This is a genomic window from Candidatus Stygibacter australis (assembly GCA_030765845.1).
GTDB lineage: Bacteria > Cloacimonadota > Cloacimonadia > Cloacimonadales > TCS61 > Stygibacter > Stygibacter australis.
In genome coordinates this window covers 1-19,056 of record JAVCDJ010000206.1, presented here as the reverse complement: position 1 = coordinate 19,056, position 19,056 = coordinate 1, and the positions used below count along the sequence as shown (strand labels likewise).

The window sequence follows — 19,056 nt, the reverse complement described above, 5'->3', positions numbered from 1 at the left end:
CGGTTGTGAAGTAGGATGGCAGATGAAGAAAACTATAATATTATGCTTTATTATCTCGATGCTCTCTTTTTTATGGAGTGATTTCAGCGGGATGAATAATGGAACCCGTTCGCTGGGAATGGGAAATGCTTATTCAGCTTTAGGTGAAGGAGCAGAAAGTATTTTTTATAATCCAGCTGGAGTAGCAGGATTTGATTATAATGTGTTGGGAATATCATATCAGAATCAGTATGGTATTTCAGACCTGCTGAACTTGAATCTCACAGCAGTAGTTCCCTGGAAAGGTTATGCCTTCAGTATGGCTACTCAGCAGGTTAATCTGCTGGATGTATATTATGAGGATATTTTCTATCTGAATATGGCTCGAAGTTTCCAGCTAAAAAGTGGACAATTGAATGTAGGAATAAATGGCAAATATTTCATTGTGTCCGGAGAAGAAGCCGATGTAGAGCTTGATAGTCCTATTGATTTTGATCTGGGTGCTATATATAAGATAAATGGCTTTCATATTGCCTATAGCAGCAGGAATATAACCCGATTGGATGGGGAAAAGGATAAAATTGAAAGTTCACAATTAATAGGAATGGCATTTAAATGGCAGAATCTCTTGAATCTGACTACTGATTATGAGATCACACCGGAAAACAATTATTTCAGGATCGGGATCGAGCTTTGGTTTTATGACACTTTCGCTCCGCGCCTGGGATTTGATGATCAATATCTCACGATGGGATTTGGTTTGAAATCAGACTGGTGGGGATTTGATTTTGGACTGAAAGCACATGAAGAACTGGGGACGACTTATAGATTTGGTTTAACCCTCAAATATAAAGAGAAGTAGCATATGAAGAAATTAATATTAATTTTTAGTTTATTATTATTCTGTGCTGGTCAGCTTTATTCGGGACCAATATCTTTTGAGGGATATCTGGAAGGTCAATATAGAGCTGTCTATAAAGCTGATGAATTTAACTGGAATATCTGGGATCCGAATATAACTTTTGAAGGCAGATTTAATACTGACCCCGTACCTGGAACCAATGTCTTCTTTAAATTCTACTCAGATAAGGATAATGATCAATACAAAAGTGGAAAATCTGCTCTGGCAGTACTTACGGAAGGTCATGCACTTTTCAGACAGGAAAAGACCGGCTATGGATTTGAATCAATATTATTCACCCGTGAAGGTGGTAGATACTGGCTGGATGGATCTATGCTTGATATATTGAATACTGGTTCGGTGAATAGTGGTGGCAATGGTCAAGGTGCTCGGTGGGACTTCTGGTCACCAAATTCGAGTCTCACTTACATTGTCTCAGATTTTTCTTCTGACGGTGGTGATGATGTGCACCTTGGAAGATTTCGTCAAGCTCTATTTGATAATAATATCAGGTTAGGTTTTACCTATCAGCGCAAGAATGATGCTTCCGGAGGAGCAAAAGACTATAACATGGTTCTGGCTGGAGACCTTCGCTATCAATGGCAAAATTATTATATCTCCTGGGAATTGGCAGGAACTGATGAGCCTTCGGATCAGGAAGTTGTTGATAAGCTTGATGAATATCAGCACAGCGGAGACTGGGAAGATATTTTCAAGCAGAATCTGGCATCTAAGCTGGAAGTATCCGGGTTCAAGACCGGCAGCTATAAATTGGGTTATCTGGCTGTTACACCGGGAGGTTATTTCTATGGTGACAGCTATATAAATAAAATGGGAAATAATGATAAAAATAAATATGGCTGGTCGTTGAATTCCTATTATCTGGTTCCCCAAAGAGCGATTACAATTACCTGTAATTACTCTGAAAGTCAGAAAATTGTTCCTGATTCTCTGATCATTGACGATCAGGAGGTTATCAGCTATAATCCAGAAAAAAACCTCTATACAGAAGCATATATAGAATTTATCAATGGTTTCAAGTGGAAGATCTATTTCAATAAAAAGGATGTAGAATGGCAGGGAAATGATAAAAAGCACTATGACTTTTTCACTGAATTGCAAGTTGAAAACAGACTGGCAAAACTGCTTACTCAATTCAAGATCAAGGATATGGGTGAAACCGAAGAAAAGCAGATCTGGGGTATTGAATGCAGCGTGAATCTCACAGAACGCTGGAAGTTATTCTCAAGAGGAATGGTAGCAAATGACCGCGCAGGTTCACGATTTAGTGTATTTGGTGAAGTAAGTTACAAGGTTGGTGGAAATACTGAAGCTTATATCCAGTATGGACCAAGCTGGTGGGGACAATATGGACTTGTGAATGATTATGGATTCACCTCAGCTGGAGAGATGGAAGACGAAATTAAGCTGATAGTTAAGAGCTGGTTTTAAGAATACAGGTAGGAGAAATATATGAAAAAGAAATTAATATTATTTGTTGTTTTACTTTCCACTTGTTTACTGTTCAGTAGTGTGAAAGAGCTCAATGACGGTATAGAATTCAGTTATTATGCCCCTGATGCAGGTTCAGTAACAGTAGCAGGAAGTTTTAATGACTGGAACACAACTGCAAACCCGATGGTCAAAGATGCTGATGGCAATTGGAAGATCGTGATAGCATTACCGGAAGGAAGCCATATGTATAAATATGTGGTGGATGGTAACTGGCTGGTAGATGATGATAATCCAAACGCAGCAGAAGATGGTTATGGCGGGTCTAATTCTTTAGTGGATGTGGCGACTGGTGGTATGGTTACCAAAGATGTTCAGGTAGCAAAAAAACCTTCTGCAGTAAATCCCAAAGTATATTTTGATGGTCGCTATTACGTGCTCAATAACATGAAAAAAGGTGATACCAGCCGATATTTGCTTGATAAACCTTATCATGACCTCAATCTTGGTATCCTGGTGAAATTAAATGAAAATATGGAAGGATATACAGTTCTGAATATTAATAATACCACTGAAGGTGTGGAAATGTGGAAGACGCATCTCAATTATAAGCGAACCTATATGCATCTTGATGCTGATTATTTGAATATTTATGCTTTTGATAATGTGGGTGAAGTCAGTTTTAATGACCCGCTCCAGATAGTTGGGGGGCAGGGATTATATAACTACAATTTTGGATATGGTTACAGGGGTGTAAAATTCTTTACCGGCAATAATAAGATCGCTTATTTAAGTCATCTTCCCATAGATATCAAGCTGGAAGCCTTTGCAGCTGACCAGATTGGAGATGCAGAACGTGATGTGGAAGCCGCACGGATCCAGCTGGGATATGATTTTTTGACATCGGTTTTTATGAATAAAATATGGCTGGGCAGCTCCTTTTATAACAGCCGCGTAAATAGCCAGTATAACCACACATTTAATGATTCATTATCCTATTCAGGAGATATTGTTGATAAAAATCCTATCTGGGAGATTGACGCAAAATTAACTTCTACTTATTCACAACCGGGCTGGCAGGGTAGTATGGACTTTTCTCTTGCCTATGAGCATTATGACTTTGAAAATAATAAAGAATATCGTGATTTTGGAGATTCCAATTTCATAACGGAAAAAGAATTCGTCTGGCAGGATGGTACTAAGGATCATTTCTGCTGGAAGATGAAATTTCCCCAAGCTCTTACTTTAGGCGGATTTTTCCAATGGAATACTGTAAACCTTCATTATGAAGAATTTCCTGATACAGTACTGGTTCTACCATCTACTGTAGTAAGTGAAGCAGAATTCAAACGAAGCAAATTCGCTTTAAATGCCAGTTTCGAGAAAGATAACCTGAAAGTAGAAGCTGGCTTTAAACGCTGGCAGACAGAATATCCTGACAGCGTTGCCTCCTGGAATGATTATTACCGTTTTATGGAACGCACTGATGGCAATGGCAAATGGTATCAAACCTATAACGAACTTGATTTTGCCCAATATTTGCTGATGGGATATGAAACCGGTTTATTGTGGAACCTGAAATTAAGTTATGACTGGTGGAAGCTGAATGCCGAATACGAAGTAAATATTGCCCAGATTGATTTCTTCTTTAGTCCTCAGCTGATAGAAAACTTTGTGCGGCTTAATTATGATATCAGCAGTCACTGGAAAATCTGCACAGATACCCGTATTCCCATGTATAATAGTGATTTCCTGGGTCTTATAACAGATTTTGGGAATGATGAAGATGTATTTGTAGATCTATACGCTGCCTTGAAGTATCATTTAAAGGATAATGTCTGGATAGCGCTCAGTTATGGCGTAAGCCCTGATGTGATCAATGATGTTACAGATGAATTCTATAATGGTGGCAGATTTGAGTATCTGGAAGAATACAGTGAACTGGATGGCTATCTGCATAACACTTATTATGAATTTGGCGAAAAGATCCGTCAGGCAGAGGATGCACTTTCAAAGGATGACAGAATATCCCTGGAAGCTGTTATCAAGTTCTAAGGAGTTATTATGAAAAAATATCTTATAATAATATTAGTTCTCTTGATCATTTCTGCCTGTTCCATGAATATCATCAAGAAGCGGCTTCCCCCGCCTCATCCGGTAAAAGGCGGAATTGTCTTTATGCATGATGCCGCCTCAGCACGTCAGGTTAATCTTGCTGGTGATTTCCCGGATAATCTCTGGGTAGGTACTGGCAGCAGCAGTGGCAGATTTGATGATCGCCTGGGGCAGATGTATGATGATGGCACACACGGAGATGAAGTTGCTGGTGATGGCATCTGGACGCTTATCAAAGATCTTGCCCCCGGTAGATATGAATACAAATACGTAATCGATAGAAATACCTGGGTGACTGATCCTAATGCTGTAGAAGGCACTGATGACGGCTACGGCGGGAAAAATTCAGTTTTAATAGTTAAATAACGGAGGAAATATGAAAAAGATAAATTTATTAATAATTGGATGCGCTTTTATCCTGCTGATGTTTACCGGATGTGACGACAGTTCCACAGAAATTGTGTTTGACCACAATACTGCTTTGGAAGGATATGTTACTTTTCAGGATAACTCTCCAGATACATTATCCGCTCAGGTAATGGTTTCACGTGATAATGTGCAGCTTGCTGAAACCATGACTGATACTCTGGGATACTATCTGATCGAAAATCTAGCGTCTGGCACATATTTCGTCTCGATCAGTACTGAAGGTTTTGCCAGTGCAATGTTTGCAATTGTATTGATCAATAATGAAATTGTGACGGCTGATACAGTGACACTTGAAGGTATGAGCACAATGGATCAGCAGACCCGCATCGTAGATGGTGCAATTGATGCCGGCTGGGAGCCTGTTTATACTCAGGATCATGTAAGCGGTTGGGGTCCCAATGATTTTTATGCTCTCTATCTGTCTTATGATGAAGAATATCTTTACGTGGCAATCACAGGTGAGTTTTCTCCTTCAGATAACACGGTGTGTATGGGGATAGATAAGGATAGCAGCGGTGATACTGGAATAAATGATTTCAGTATTGTTGATGGTGGAGATATTGGTGGAAGGATCAGAAAGAATATAACCGCTCCTGATGATTTTGGGGCAGATATTGCCTTCTGCTCTGGCTGGGCACTTGCTGATGCAGCTATTGTATCTCTGGAAAATCCCTCTCAGGTAGATGAAGCAGCTCTGGAAGATGTGATCATTTCCTTAAATGGTTCTGTCCTTGAATTTGCCATATCTCTATCTGAACTATATAATGGCGCTCCTCATTCTTCTATTTCTCTGGTTGCCTATATCGGTGGTGGTGGTGACGCCTATTTCGCTGATGATGCCATTCCTCAGGGTTCGGGAGCCTTTGAAGGCACTTTCTTTGAAGTATTTACGATTGGATATTAATTATCTTTTGGAGGATATATGAAAAAAATAATTTATAGTCTGTTGTTATTATTAGTTCTGGCACTAATTTCTTCATGTGCGGTTCTGGGAATGTCTGGAGGTAGCAACACAGCAGCACTAAGCAAATCTGATGATTCCTCAAAACAGGCTGCTTCTGGAATCAAATTTACTTATAAAGATGCTTTGGCATCATCTGTAAGCCTGGCCGGTGATTTCAATGGCTGGGATACTCAGGCAAATCCTATGACAAAAAAGGGTGATGTCTGGCAGATTGAAATGAATCTGGATCCTGGTAGTTACATGTATAAATTCGTGGTCAATGGCACTGACTGGAAAACGGATCCCGATAATCCTGAAACGGTTGAAGATGGTTATGGCGGGACAAATTCTGTAGTAAACGTTGGGAGTGGAACTCAAGAAACCAAAGTGGGTCAAGACACTTACACAGCAAATTTCAAATACACTCCTGAATCAGAAGCTGGTGCAGTATATGTGGCAGGTGATTTCAATAACTGGGCTACAGATGCTAATGAGATGAAGTGGAATGGCACTGATTATGAATTAAGCCTTGATCTCAAAGAGGGGCAATATGCCTATAAATTCATTGTTGATGGTAATTGGATCACTGATGAAAATGCTGCTGAAACTATCGATGATGGTTATGGTGGCACTAATTCTGTGATCAATGTTGGAAAGGATCCTGCAGCAAAAATTAAAGCTGCTCCAAAAACTGAACCTGCAGTTGAATCGAATAATTCTGAAGGAAATATTCCTGTTACATTCACCTATCAGCCTCTCACAGGCGGGAAAAAGAATGTATTTCTGGCTGGTGATTTCAATAACTGGTCACCAACCGCTACTCCCCTGGACGAAGATAATGGTATTTATACAACTATTTTGAAATTGAAAGTTGGCAAATATGGCTATAAATTCGTAGTAGATGGAACCTGGGTTTCTGATGAGAATGCTGAGGAATTTGTGGGTGATGGATATGGTGGACAGAATTCCATTGTGTTTGCCGGTAATAAGGCTGAGATTGATGCCCTCAGAAAGGTTACTTTTAGATATGAACCTTCAAGTACCGTAAAAGAAGTTTACCTTGCCGGCTCACTTAATGACTGGAATCAAAAAGCTGATATGATGACTGATGCTGATGGTGACGGCCTTTATGAAGTAACTAAATTGCTTAAAAATGGAGAATATTCCTATAAATTCGTGGTTGATGGAATGAACTGGCTAACAGACCAGAATGCTGATAAATTTGAAGAAGATGGCTTTGGTGGTCAAAATTCTATCATAGTTGTTGATGAAAAATACCCATCTATTATTATCAATAAAGGAGATGGTGAATTCCTCACTTACGGCTTACCTTATGGACAGAATATTCAGATCATAAATCCTCTCAGTCAGCATGATTTTGAATTTAAGGTCAGAGTGCATAAAGGGGATCTGGAAAGTGTTAATATTATCATAGATGCAGTAGAGCACCCGATGGAATTGATCACAACTGATAACAGCTATGAATATTATCAATTCAATTATATAATGCCCCAGAGCATCACGAATTTTAATTATGCCTTTAGTTACCATGATGGTGATAAAGTGTGGTATATGGCTCTTAACGGCTTTTCAGAAGAATATAATGAGTTCTTCTATGCTCCCGGTGATATAGATCCTTTCTACACTCCGGACTGGGTGAAGGATGGCATTATATATCAGATATTCCCCGAACGCTTTGCCAATGGTGACAAGGCTAATGATCCTGATTTTTCTGAATGGTATTATGACGATGTGAAATCTCCTCCAGCTCCAGGAAAATTATTACCTAAATACAAACCCTATTATCATCTTATTGAAGACTGGTATGATATTTCCGGGTTAACAAAGAGTCCTTATCATCATCCTGATAATGATGGCTATCAGCCCGAATATAACAGCTATTATGGTGGTGATATTGCCGGAATTGCTCAGAAACTTGATTACCTGGTTGATCTGGGTATTACCATAATTTACTTCAATCCGCTCTTCCAGGCGAAATCAAATCATAAATATGATGCAGCGGATTATATGATGATAGATCCCCATTTTGGTACAAATGATGAATTCAAAGACTTCGTGGCTGATTGTCATGCCAAAGGTCTCAAGGTGATCATCGATTGCGCCTTTAATCATACTGGTGAAACCTTCCGGGCTTTCACTGATGCTGCAGAAAAATGTGAAGATTCTGATTACTGGCAGTGGTATGAATGGAAAAAATGCCCTCTGCCAAAGACAGGGAGTTATACTCCCAGCGATTATTATGAATGCTGGTGGGGTTTTGGTGAAATGCCAAACCTTAATTATGACCTTACCCTGGCTAATCCCGAAGAAAACAGCATTAAAGATATGACTCTTGCGCATCCTAATATGCCAGTGGTTAATTATGTCCTTGATGTAGCTGATTTCTGGATTAGTGAAATGGATATAGATGGCTTCCGCCTTGATGTTCCTAATGAAGTTCCTTTCTGGTTTTGGAAATTATTCCGAGAACGCGTGAAATCACTTAAGCCTGATGCCTGGCTGGTGGGCGAGCTCTGGAGCAATGCTGTAGATTGGGTTAATAATGATTATTTTGATTCCGTGATGAATTATGCCTATTTCAAAGATCCCGTGCAAAGATTCTTTAATATGAGACAGTGCACAGCTAAAACCTTTGATCGTGACCTGAAACCCGGCAGACTCAGCTATCCTACCCAGGCTGCTCAAACCATGATGAATCTTATAGACAGTCATGACACTGTCCGCTATCTGGAAGCCGCTGGTGGTGATATATCCACTTTAAAGCTGGCATCTCTGTTTGAAATGACCTATGTGGGCGCTCCCCATATCTGGTATGGTGATGAGATTGCCATGATGGGTAAGCATGATCCTGATTGCCGTAGACCTTTTAACTGGAAATATCGTGATGATCCCAAAGCAGTTGCTCTCCTTAATTACTACCAGAAAATCATCCAGATACGTAAGGATAACATCGCTCTCAGACGTGGTACTTTCAAAACCCTGCTCACCGATGGTATGATCTATTCCTATGAAAGGGAATATAATGATAACAAAGTATTCGTAATTATCAATAATGATAGTGCGGAAAAAGTAATTGAACTGCCAGTGGATACTGATATGCGCTCTCTCATCAATCAGATTGATGGAGTTAATTATCAGGTTAATAATGGTGTGATCACGGTTAATGCTGCACCATATACCGGTTATATATTAAAGTAAAGGAGCTGCTATGGCGCAGGTCATTTTAGATAAAATAAACAAAGTTTATGATCAAAAAGTTCACGTAGTTAAAGATATCAGTCTAAAGATCAAGGATAAGGAATTCATGGTGCTGGTTGGTCCCTCAGGTTGTGGAAAATCTACTATCCTCAGAATGATCGCTGGTCTGGAAGAGATCACTGAGGGAGAGATCAGCATTGGTGATAGAGTTGTGAATGAATTGCAGCCCAAAGACCGCGATATTGCCATGGTTTTCCAGAATTATGCCCTATATCCTCACATGACGGTATATCAGAATATGGCTTACGGGCTTAAACTGCGGAAAATACCCAAAGAACAGATTGATGCCCAGGTGCACCAAACTGCCTCTATTCTTGGTTTGGAAGAATATCTGGATCGCAAACCCAAGCAGCTTTCCGGTGGTCAGAGACAAAGAGTTGCCTTAGGCAGAGCAATTGTCCGTAAACCCCAGGTGTTTCTCTTTGATGAACCGCTTTCTAATCTGGATGCAAAACTCAGGATTCTGATGCGCGCTGAGATCAGTAGATTGCACAAAAAGCTTGATACCACCATCATCTATGTAACTCATGACCAGGTGGAAGCCATGACCATGGGAGATCGGATCACAGTCCTTAATGACGGCATTATCCAGCAGTGTGATACTCCTCTCAATCTTTATGATCATCCCAAAAATTTATTCGTTGCCGGATTTATCGGCAGCCCTGGCATGAACATGATTTCCGGGAATATCACCTCAGATGATACCATCAGTTTCGCAGCAAAGGGCATCAATATCCCGATCCCAGCAGAATATCAGCAGGAATTACAGCCTTATATTCAAAAACCTGTGATCCTGGGAGTACGCCCGGAAAATCTCTACATTGATCCGCAAGCAGCCACAGAGGCAATTGTTGAAGTCGTGGAGCCCATGGGTAATGAGATAATTATCTATCTGGCAGTAGGGGATAGTCACATCCTGATGCGTCTGGAAGAAAGACTTCCCTTAAAACCGGATGATGTAGTTAATATTGCTTTCAAAGATCTGCATCTCCATTTCTTTGATAAAGCAACCGAAGAGTGCATTAATTATAGTGATGATCTAATTCGCACCGAATTATAGATTAGATTTTCTATGCAGATTGGGAGTCCCACTCCCAATCTGCATAACTTTTTCCTGAAAGCGATCAAACCCCGACAGATATGGAATTCAATTCCATTTCTGCAGGTATCTTAAGCGATGTCCACTCCGTTCACTCCGTTTACTAAAAAAGACTTTCATAAATTCATCATTATTATTTGACAACAGGATAGATATAGATTATCTTGGATAATTGAAGAAATGAAAGGCTAATAAAGCAAATAATGGAGGTGATTATGAAGAGAATATTGACCTTATTGATAATTATGGGAGCAGCACTTTTTTTATGGGCAGAAGATGTGACATTTAATGTAAATATGAACTATCAGATATCATTAGGTAATTTTGATGTTGAAGTAGATTCTGTTGATGTGGCAGGAAATTTTAATGGCTGGGGTGATATTCCTATGATAGGAGAAGACCTCGATGCAGACGGGATTTACTCAATGACGGTTATTGATCTTGAAGTGGGATTTGTTTGCGCATACAAATTCAGGATCAATAGTAACTGGGGTACTTCCGAATTTCCAGGTGGTGGAGCTGATCGTTCCTACACGGTGGTTGCCGGAGAGAATATTGTGGATCACTGGTATAATGATGAAGAGATGCCCAGTGTCTTTGCTGATGTCGTCTTTACGATAGCTGATGGTACAGAGAACTATCTGGACATTAACTTCAAGAGTTCCTTTAATGAATGGGTATTGTACCAGATGACAGATGATGGCGTGGCACCTGATGAAGTTGCCGGAGATCATGTCTGGACTGTGCTGGTGGAAGATATTCCTAATGGCACCCATACCTGGGGTGCGATAGAAGATGACGGCTCACAGTGGGGAATCTGGCTGATCGAGGGAGATGACCTGGAATATACTATTGATGATGAAGGAAACGTGAGCGGTCAGACAGACTATGTAATTGATCCTGGCAGTGGGCAGGATGTTACTGTTACTTTTCAGGTTGATATGAACCTGGTGACAACTGTGGGAGAAGTATCAATCGCTGGTTCATTCAATAGCTGGACTGTTCCAGGGGAGACAATGTCTGATGATGATATGGATGGTATTTATACAATAGATATTTTACTACCCTCTGGCTCACCTATCAATGAACAATATAAGTATTTAAACGATGCAGTATATGAAGATATAGAAAACCGTAGTTTTGTGCTAGATGACAGTGTTACCGAGCAGATATTACCAGTGGATTATTTCAATAATATGAATCCTGATGACTATCTGGAACAAACCATGATGCTCACGATCTATGTAGATATGGAAGATACAGTGTTTGATACTCTTTCGGTGTGCGGAAATGTAGCACCCCTGGACTGGGATTTTGCTGCTAATAACTACATGCTTACTTTGCATGAAGGCACTACCTGGACAATTGACATCACGTTTAATGAAGGGGCTTACCGTTATCTGGGATTTAAATTTGCCATTGACTTACAGGATCTGGAAGCAGGATTTGATGAAAATCACTCAGTAACGCTGGATGAATCTGAAATGTTCCAAACTGCCTGGTGCGTTTATGGAGTGATGGGTCCTACTACAGGGGAAGATAATGATGTGATCACTCCTGATCAAAGTGGACTGGTTAATTATCCCAACCCATTTAATCCAGAGACAAAAATTGCTTATCAAATCCCGGTGCAGGATGAAGGTGTGTTAAGCATTTATAATTTCAAGGGACAGCTCGTGAAAACCTATTCAGGCATCACAGGAACTGGTTCAATTGTCTGGGATGGAAAGAATGAATCAGGTGAAAAAGTAGCTTCAGGTTTATATTTTGCCAAAGTAAAAGCAGGTGAATGGCAGCAGACACATAAGATGCTGCTGCTTAAATAACCCCTACGGGGTAATCATATTTTTTAGTGTAGATATTATTCTACAATTAAATAACCTCTACGAGGTAGGATTTATTTCTTACCCTGTAGGGGTTTGTTATTTGTAGAAAAACAACTCAATCCCAACATTTTATTTTCCCTGTAAGGGATATTTTGGCTCTGTATGTGGTATGGGCTGTTATTAAATTACCCTACATATGAGAATTTTACAGGTATTATTGACATTATCAAAAGCATAAAAGACGGGATTTATCATTATCAATATGATAAGTATTCAATCCGGATGAAAATGAAACAAATAGCGTAAACTACTAATATAAATAATTAATAATAAAACCGTTAGGTAGGATATAGATTATTCACTAAAATCTTTGGTACGCTTTCTGCAATATACTAAACTATGACAGATATTACAGGAGGCAGTTATGAAGAAATGTTTAGTAATTACTTTGATACTTCTATTTGTGCTATTGGCAGGAGCAGAAGAATTTAAAGCAGATAATCACAGGTTCACGGCAGATCTAACTAATGTAAATGAATCAGTAAATCAAGCATCAACAAGGGAAAATCCCTATTCTGAATGGGAAACTGTACCCATGGAATTAATGACCAATTATGCAGATTACTTTCAATGCTATAACCAGGTGCCTATTGCCTATCAGCCTGAGGAATTAGGTGGAGGTATCTATATCATGTACCGGGTGATGGATCCGGGTGGTTATAGTGAAGTGTGTTTTAGTTATATTGATGCAGACGGAAATATGCAGGCAACTTCAGGAACGGGCAATTCAGGAGCATATTGTGATGCAGAGGTAGATCAGCAGACGGGAGATGTATTCAGTTGCTGGCATGTACCTGTTATGGAAGATCAAACCATTGATTGCATGATGAATTATGATCTATATCATGTGCTCTATGAACCCGGTTTGTGGAAAGACCCGGAGATCACGGTGATCAATTCTGATGAAATGGATGAATATGATCCTACTGAGAATGATGAATTCATCTGGCCCGAGATCAAGATCGGTACTTCTCCCATAGCAGGGAAGCAGAGGGTGTATCTGATAGCCAGCAATCATAACGATTCTGACGGTGAGAATGGCTACCCTTCGGAAAACGTGATGATCTGCTATGCAGATTTTTCTGTAGAAGACCTTAATCTGCAAAGTGATCTGGACTGGAATTATACTACAATCCCCACAATGGATAACTGGAATTCTGAGCAGCCAGCCTGGTATCGCTCATTTAAGGCATTCACAGTGATAGAAAATAAGCTTATCTTCATGGGTTATAAGGTCCCCGCAGATAATTCGGACGAACCTGATCAGATGTTCTGTTTTATCAATGAGAATTATGGTGAAGGTGAGTGGGAAGAATATTATCAGGATTGGGAATTTGAAGAGGAAAATCCATCATTCTATAATGATGCTACGGGTGAGACATGCTACCTTTATTCCAATCTGCAAAACAGTCCCACAGTACCATATCCAGAGGTTAAGCAGCAGATCATGCATTCCGGATATTTTAATCTGGTGCCTACACATGACAATACGCAAGTAATGTGGCCCGGAGCAATGGGGATAACTTATAATGACGGCACAGAAGATACTTATCACGCCAGATGGTTCCAGGTATATCCCAAGGTATTTTCTTTTGACCTGAATACTCACGAATTCAGTTTTACTGATGTATATCCCGGTGGGGCAAATCCCCGTGATAGTGTTCCAATGAAGCCCTGGGATCTTGATGAAGATGGTGAAATTGATTCTTATGATACCACCGGATTTCCTCAGTGGGCACAGGACTGGCCACTTTTTCACTGGGATACTGAGTCCTGCTTCTATTACAACGAATATTATCTGAGCGTGAATGAAGATACTGGCTGGATGGCTATGGTCTGGATGGATGGAACAAAGGCAACAGCAGCCCATGAGAACTGGAATGGCTATGATGATTATCTGGCAAAGCCGGAAATTGCTATTTGCGTTTCATCTGACTGGGGTGAAACATGGAGCGAGCCTATTTTCCGTAATGCCTGCGGTTCTGACGAAAACTATGATCCGGAATTGGATTGCATGATCCCCTGTTTTATCTATCCCGGGGAACAGATAATTGATGATGGTAATGGCTATGGCATTCTCCCGTTATTCTTCCTGGATGATAATGATTATGGGTCATATCACTGCCGTGAGCAGGGGATGAATAATGGTTCTACTTTCATGTATGGGTCTTTAAGGATCTTCTTTGGTGAGGTCATCACAGAAAATGATGCTGAACTTATGGAGACGCCTATTTACAGTATAAATTATCCCAATCCCTTTAATCCTGAAACGAATATTATGTTCCAGAACAAGTTTGCCGGAGAAGTGGAGATCGATATATACAATATGAAGGGTCAGAAGATCAGGAATCTGCTCTCAGATGAATATCCTGTGGGTACGCATAGCGTTATCTGGAATGGAGAAAATGATAATGGCAATCTGGTTGCCAGTGGCATGTATCTGTATCAGGTGAAAACAGAAAGATATTCCACAACCAAAAAAATGATCATGATGAAATAATAAAAATATTGAGTTAAGATGCGAATGCAGATTGACTTAAGATTTTCATGGTTGGCAATGACCGCTCTTAAGTCAATCTGATGAGTACATCATCTTAACTCAATAGCTTATTAAATGGGAGGAAAAATGGCAAGTGAGAAAAAAGCACAAGAATAAAGAACAGTTGATACTGATAGTATTAAAAAGATGATAAAGAATTATATTAACTAGATAATATAGTTCTTAGATGTTGTTATAAAAAGTCTTGACAGAAATATTGATATCTAACATTATTCCAAAGTGAATAATTAAATATCAAACATAAATATAAATGAGATAACATAGTTTAACAAGGAGGCAAATATGAAAAAGCTCTGGTTACCCTTGATAATATTTATTTTGTTCATGGCAGGATGTGATGAAAATACCACGTCTGCAGATGAAGTTTCCATTGATCGGGCAATGATCCTGATCCCTTCAGGTGCATTTGAGATGGGTTGTTGTGAAGAAGATAGCAATCTTAATGAGCAACCGGTTCATTTAGCGTATGTGAGTTCTTTCTATATGTCAAAATATGAAGTTACTCAAAAAGAATTTCGACAGGTAATGGGTTACATTCCCGATGAAGGTTATGGAATTGGTAATGATTATCCTGTATTTGGTGTAAGCTGGGAAGAGGCTATGCAGTACTGTAATAACCGAAGCGAAGCAGAGAGTCTACAGCCCTGCTATGATCTGGCAGACAGCACCTGCAACTGGGCAGCAAATGGCTATCGTCTTCCCACTGAGGCAGAATGGGAATATGCTGCCAGAGGTGCTGGATGTGATTTGTCCTTCAATTATGCAGGGGCAGACAATATTGGTGATGTAGGCTGGTATCGAGTAAATTCCGGGAATCAGACGCACAAAGTTGGGCAGAAACTACCTAATAGTCTGGGTTTATATGATATGAGCGGAAATGTTTGGGAAAGGTGCTGGGACTGGTATTCCGATGAATATTACCAGGAAAGTCCATATCCTGACCCCAAAGGGCCAGGAACAGGTTATTTCAGGGTAGTACGTGGTGGCAGTTGGTATAATGAAATGCAGTTTTGCTGCTGTACATTCCGAGCGGTATCGGAACCATTTGGAAGTAATTATATAGGCTTGCGTGTAGTACGAAATGCCGGATAGTATAAAGAAAATGCCGTTCTTCTCATGTAGGAAGGACGGCATTTTATCATCACCAAATATAGGTTTTAGTTTACTTTCAATTCCAGATCATTTCCTACTTCAATTACAGAGCCTGATGTGACTCGATTTTGCAGAAGCAAAAGCGAAAGAGGATTTTCAAGTTTTTGCTGAATTACTCGTTTGAGGGGACGGGCACCAAATTGTGGATCAAAGCCTAGTTGAGTGATCTCTTCAATGGCAGTTTTACTAATTTCAAGGGTGATATTACGGGCAGCAAGTTTATCCTCCAATAAGCCAAGATGGATTTCCACTATCTTTTTGATCTGCTTCTTTTCCAGTCTGTGGAAAATGATTATCTCATCCAATCGATTAAGAAATTCCGGCTTGAAATGCTGCTGCAAAAGCTGCATTAACTGAGGACGGATGCTTTCCAGTTCTCCCTTATCCTGATCATAGATAAGCTGTGAACCAATGTTTGAGGTCATTATGATCACGGTATTCTTAAAATCCACTGTTCTTCCCTTGCTGTCTGTAAGTCTGCCCTCATCCAGTATCTGCAGGAGAATATTAAATACATCGTGATGTGCCTTTTCTATCTCATCAAAGAGAATAATGCTGTAGGGCTGACGTCGTACTGCTTCAGTGAGATAGCCACCTTCATTATAACCCACATATCCGGGAGGAGCTCCAACCAGTCGTGATACAGAATGCTTTTCCATGTATTCACTCATATCGATCCTGATTATTGCCTTTTCAGTATCAAACATATACTCTGCCAGACTGCGTGCTAGCTCTGTTTTACCTACTCCAGTGGGACCCATGAAAATGAAAGAACCAATAGGACGCTGCATATCAGCTAATCCGCTTCGACTGCGCCGGATGGCATTTGATACTGCTGCGATGCCCTCTGCCTGACCAATCACGCGTTTACCTAAGGCAGATTCCATTTGAACCAGTTTATTAAGTTCACTTTCCACCAGTTTAGTAACAGGGATACCTGTCCATTTAGAGACGATCTGAGCGATATTTTCCTCAGTAACTTCTTCATGCAATAACCTTTCTGCTTCAGGTATCTTCTGGATTTCCTGCTTAAGAGCAACCTGCTCCTGCTGTTTACTGGCAAGCACACCATATTTAAGCTGGGCGACCTTTTCCAGGTCACCTTCTCTTTCTGCCTTATCAGCTTCACTTTTTAACCTTTCAATTTCTTCACTGAGAGATGATAGTCTTTGATGCAACTGCTTTTCATTTTCCCAGCGGAGAGTGAGTAGATTCAGCTTCTCTTTCAGTTCTGCCAGTTCACTTTCTATTTTGGCTAATCTTTGTTTGCCTACCTCATTATTTTCTTTTGCCAGAGAAAATTTCTCTATTTCCAATTGGCGTACCCGACGTTCAGTTTCATCAATTTCTTCCGGTCTGGAGTTTATTTCCATCCGCAACCGTGCACAGGCTTCATCTACCAGATCAATTGCCTTATCAGGTAGAAAACGGTCGCTGATATAACGATCACTCATGGTAGCAGCGCTTACTAAGGCACTATCAGTGATCTGCACACCATGATGTACCTCATATTTATCCTTGATCCCTCTCAGGATAGAGATAGTATCTGTCACGCTGGGCTCTTTGATATGTACCGGCTGAAATCTACGTTCCAGAGCAGCATCCTTCTCAATGTATTTACGGTATTCATCCAGAGTAGTGGCACCCACGCAGTGCAGACTTCCCCTGGCTAATGCCGGCTTGAGCATATTTGAAGCATCAATAGCACCCTCTGCTGCTCCAGCACCTACTACGGTATGTATCTCATCTATAAATAGAATATAATGACCTTCTGCCTTCTCAACTTCTTTTAGCACTGCTTTCAGCCGATCTTCAAACTCACCCCGGAATTTTGCTCCAGCTAAAAGTGAACCCATATCAAGCTCCAGAACTTCCTTATTCTTAAGGTTTTCCGGCACATCCTGATTAATGATCCTGCGAGCAAGTCCTTCCACAATAGCCGTTTTTCCTACTCCCGGCTCCCCGATCAGCACAGGATTATTCTTTCTGCGGCGAGAAAGGGATTGAATAGTTCTGCGGATCTCTTCATCACGACCTATCACGGGATCAAGTTTACCTTCCGTAGCCAGTCGGGTCAGGTTTCTGGTATATTTATCAAGAACCTGATACTTAGCTTCCGGATTATCATCACTCACCCTTTGATTTCCCCTTAATTCTTTCAAGGCTGCAAGGGTGGAATTCTTATCCGGCAGGATACTTTTTAATTCCCGACTCAATTTGCCCTGTTCAATTATAGCCAGAAATAGATGCTCCACACTGATATATTCATCCTGCAACTGACTAGAAATTTTATCCGCTTTCTGCAGGACAGTATTAAGCTCATTGCCCAGTCCGGTTTGATAACTGCCACTGACTCTGGGCAGCTCATCAAGTTCCTTTTCTACTAGAGATTCCAATCTTTCTATATTTACCCCATTTTTCTGCAGCAGGGCTTTGGTGAAGCTTTCATCCATGCGAACCAGTGACAGCAGTAAGTGCTGTGAACGCATTTCCTGATGCTGCCTGTCCTGGGCAAGCTGCAGAGACAGCTCAATAGCGTCCCTGGCTTTGATCGTAAATCTGTTTAAATTCATATCATCCTCCTAAGCGGAGCGCAAATGGAGCACTCCCCATCATCGATTGATAATTTATTTAATAAGTAAAAGCTTGTCAAGAGAAAATTAGCAGATTATAACGATGAGTGCTAATTTATGTCTCAACCAGAATTTTTTATCCGAAATATCTATCTTCAACGTAAACAAGAAACATAAACCCAACTGGTAAACCTATATAAATAATGTAATAGCACCCATAATAATGTGTTCCGGGAAAATAAGAGCATATAAGGAGTAACAACTCAACCCGGCATAACATTAAAATGTCATGCCGGGTTGAGTTGTGGCTCCTTAGGGTTGGGAATAGTCCGGTAAGAGATAAAAGCTGGTGAAAATAATAAATTACAATGAGGTGCAGGAAATAATTTTATTGACCACAAGATAGAGATATTAATAAAGACAGATTGGGTATCTCCATTAGAGATATATAAGATATTAAATAAAAATGTAGGAAGTAGTCAGGAAGAGAAGATGGAAAATTATATGAGAAAAAGGTATGGATCAGTAGATGATGACAGAAGTAAAGCCGCCCGGACAGAGGGCTGGCTTTCGATAGTGCTCAATATTTTACTTTTTGCATTAAAATACTGGGCGGGAGCAGCCAGTTTGTCCATAGCTTTAATAGCTGATGCCTGGCATACCTTATCTGATTCCATTTCTTCTGTAA

Annotated in this window: 12 protein-coding genes; 11 read left to right on the top strand and 1 reads right to left on the bottom strand. The window is 40.2% G+C overall.

What is annotated here, in order from left to right; all coding sequences use genetic code 11:
• From RAO94_10880 to RAO94_10835, 10 genes are all read left to right on the top strand, one after another.
• A partial coding sequence (locus tag RAO94_10880; GenBank protein MDP8322843.1) for a hypothetical protein occupies positions 1 to 841 on the top strand: 841 nt, incomplete at its 5' end.
• A gap of 3 nt (positions 842 to 844) precedes the next feature.
• Positions 845 to 2,332: a hypothetical protein gene (locus tag RAO94_10875; protein ID MDP8322842.1), complete on the top strand. Its 1,488-nt coding sequence runs from the start codon at positions 845 to 847 to the stop codon at positions 2,330 to 2,332.
• Between the two features lie 21 nt (positions 2,333 to 2,353).
• Positions 2,354 to 4,387, top strand: coding sequence for a glycogen-binding domain-containing protein (locus RAO94_10870; protein MDP8322841.1), 2,034 nt, complete (start codon positions 2,354 to 2,356; stop codon positions 4,385 to 4,387).
• Positions 4,388 to 4,396: 9 nt separating this feature from the next.
• Positions 4,397 to 4,813, top strand: coding sequence for a choice-of-anchor X domain-containing protein (locus RAO94_10865; GenBank protein MDP8322840.1), 417 nt, complete (start codon positions 4,397 to 4,399; stop codon positions 4,811 to 4,813).
• Positions 4,814 to 4,823: 10 nt separating this feature from the next.
• The gene (locus RAO94_10860) at positions 4,824 to 5,780 is read left to right on the top strand and encodes a carboxypeptidase-like regulatory domain-containing protein (GenBank protein ID MDP8322839.1); all 957 of its coding nucleotides are present in this window, start codon (positions 4,824 to 4,826) and stop codon (positions 5,778 to 5,780) included.
• 18 nt (positions 5,781 to 5,798) lie between these two features.
• Positions 5,799 to 9,038: an alpha-amylase family glycosyl hydrolase gene (locus tag RAO94_10855; protein ID MDP8322838.1), complete on the top strand. Its 3,240-nt coding sequence runs from the start codon at positions 5,799 to 5,801 to the stop codon at positions 9,036 to 9,038.
• Positions 9,039 to 9,048: 10 nt separating this feature from the next.
• Positions 9,049 to 10,158, top strand: coding sequence for a sn-glycerol-3-phosphate ABC transporter ATP-binding protein UgpC (gene ugpC / locus RAO94_10850; GenBank protein ID MDP8322837.1), 1,110 nt, complete (start codon positions 9,049 to 9,051; stop codon positions 10,156 to 10,158).
• A gap of 254 nt (positions 10,159 to 10,412) precedes the next feature.
• Positions 10,413 to 12,023 (top strand): T9SS type A sorting domain-containing protein, encoded by a 1,611-nt coding sequence (locus tag RAO94_10845; GenBank protein ID MDP8322836.1) that lies wholly within the window; start codon positions 10,413 to 10,415, stop codon positions 12,021 to 12,023.
• Positions 12,024 to 12,447: 424 nt separating this feature from the next.
• On the top strand, positions 12,448 to 14,583 hold the full coding sequence (locus RAO94_10840) for a T9SS type A sorting domain-containing protein (GenBank protein MDP8322835.1): 2,136 nt from the start codon (positions 12,448 to 12,450) through the stop codon (positions 14,581 to 14,583).
• Between the two features lie 342 nt (positions 14,584 to 14,925).
• Positions 14,926 to 15,735, top strand: a complete 810-nt coding sequence (locus tag RAO94_10835) for an SUMF1/EgtB/PvdO family nonheme iron enzyme (protein MDP8322834.1) — start codon at positions 14,926 to 14,928, stop codon at positions 15,733 to 15,735.
• Between the two features lie 65 nt (positions 15,736 to 15,800).
• Here RAO94_10835 and clpB read toward each other — a convergent pair whose 3' ends face one another.
• Positions 15,801 to 18,368: an ATP-dependent chaperone ClpB gene (gene clpB / locus RAO94_10830; GenBank protein ID MDP8322833.1), complete on the bottom strand. Its 2,568-nt coding sequence runs from the start codon at positions 18,366 to 18,368 to the stop codon at positions 15,801 to 15,803.
• 492 nt (positions 18,369 to 18,860) lie between these two features.
• Between clpB and RAO94_10825 the strand changes: the two genes are divergently transcribed.
• Positions 18,861 to 19,056 (top strand): cation transporter (locus tag RAO94_10825; protein MDP8322832.1); only part of this gene is annotated, 196 nt, incomplete at its 3' end.

Bases quoted from the DNA above. Each gene is read 5' to 3' on its own strand.
- RAO94_10875 (MDP8322842.1), top strand. From the start codon at position 845: ATGAAGAAATTAATATTAATTTTTAGTTTATTATTATTCTGTGCTGGT.
- RAO94_10870 (MDP8322841.1), top strand. From the start codon at position 2,354: ATGAAAAAGAAATTAATATTATTTGTTGTTTTACTTTCCACTTGTTTA.
- RAO94_10865 (MDP8322840.1), top strand. From the start codon at position 4,397: ATGAAAAAATATCTTATAATAATATTAGTTCTCTTGATCATTTCTGCC.
- RAO94_10860 (MDP8322839.1), top strand. From the start codon at position 4,824: ATGAAAAAGATAAATTTATTAATAATTGGATGCGCTTTTATCCTGCTG.
- RAO94_10855 (MDP8322838.1), top strand. From the start codon at position 5,799: ATGAAAAAAATAATTTATAGTCTGTTGTTATTATTAGTTCTGGCACTA.
- ugpC (MDP8322837.1), top strand. From the start codon at position 9,049: ATGGCGCAGGTCATTTTAGATAAAATAAACAAAGTTTATGATCAAAAA.
- RAO94_10845 (MDP8322836.1), top strand. From the start codon at position 10,413: ATGAAGAGAATATTGACCTTATTGATAATTATGGGAGCAGCACTTTTT.
- RAO94_10840 (MDP8322835.1), top strand. From the start codon at position 12,448: ATGAAGAAATGTTTAGTAATTACTTTGATACTTCTATTTGTGCTATTG.
- RAO94_10835 (MDP8322834.1), top strand. From the start codon at position 14,926: ATGAAAAAGCTCTGGTTACCCTTGATAATATTTATTTTGTTCATGGCA.
- clpB (MDP8322833.1), bottom strand. From the start codon at position 18,368: ATGAATTTAAACAGATTTACGATCAAAGCCAGGGACGCTATTGAGCTG.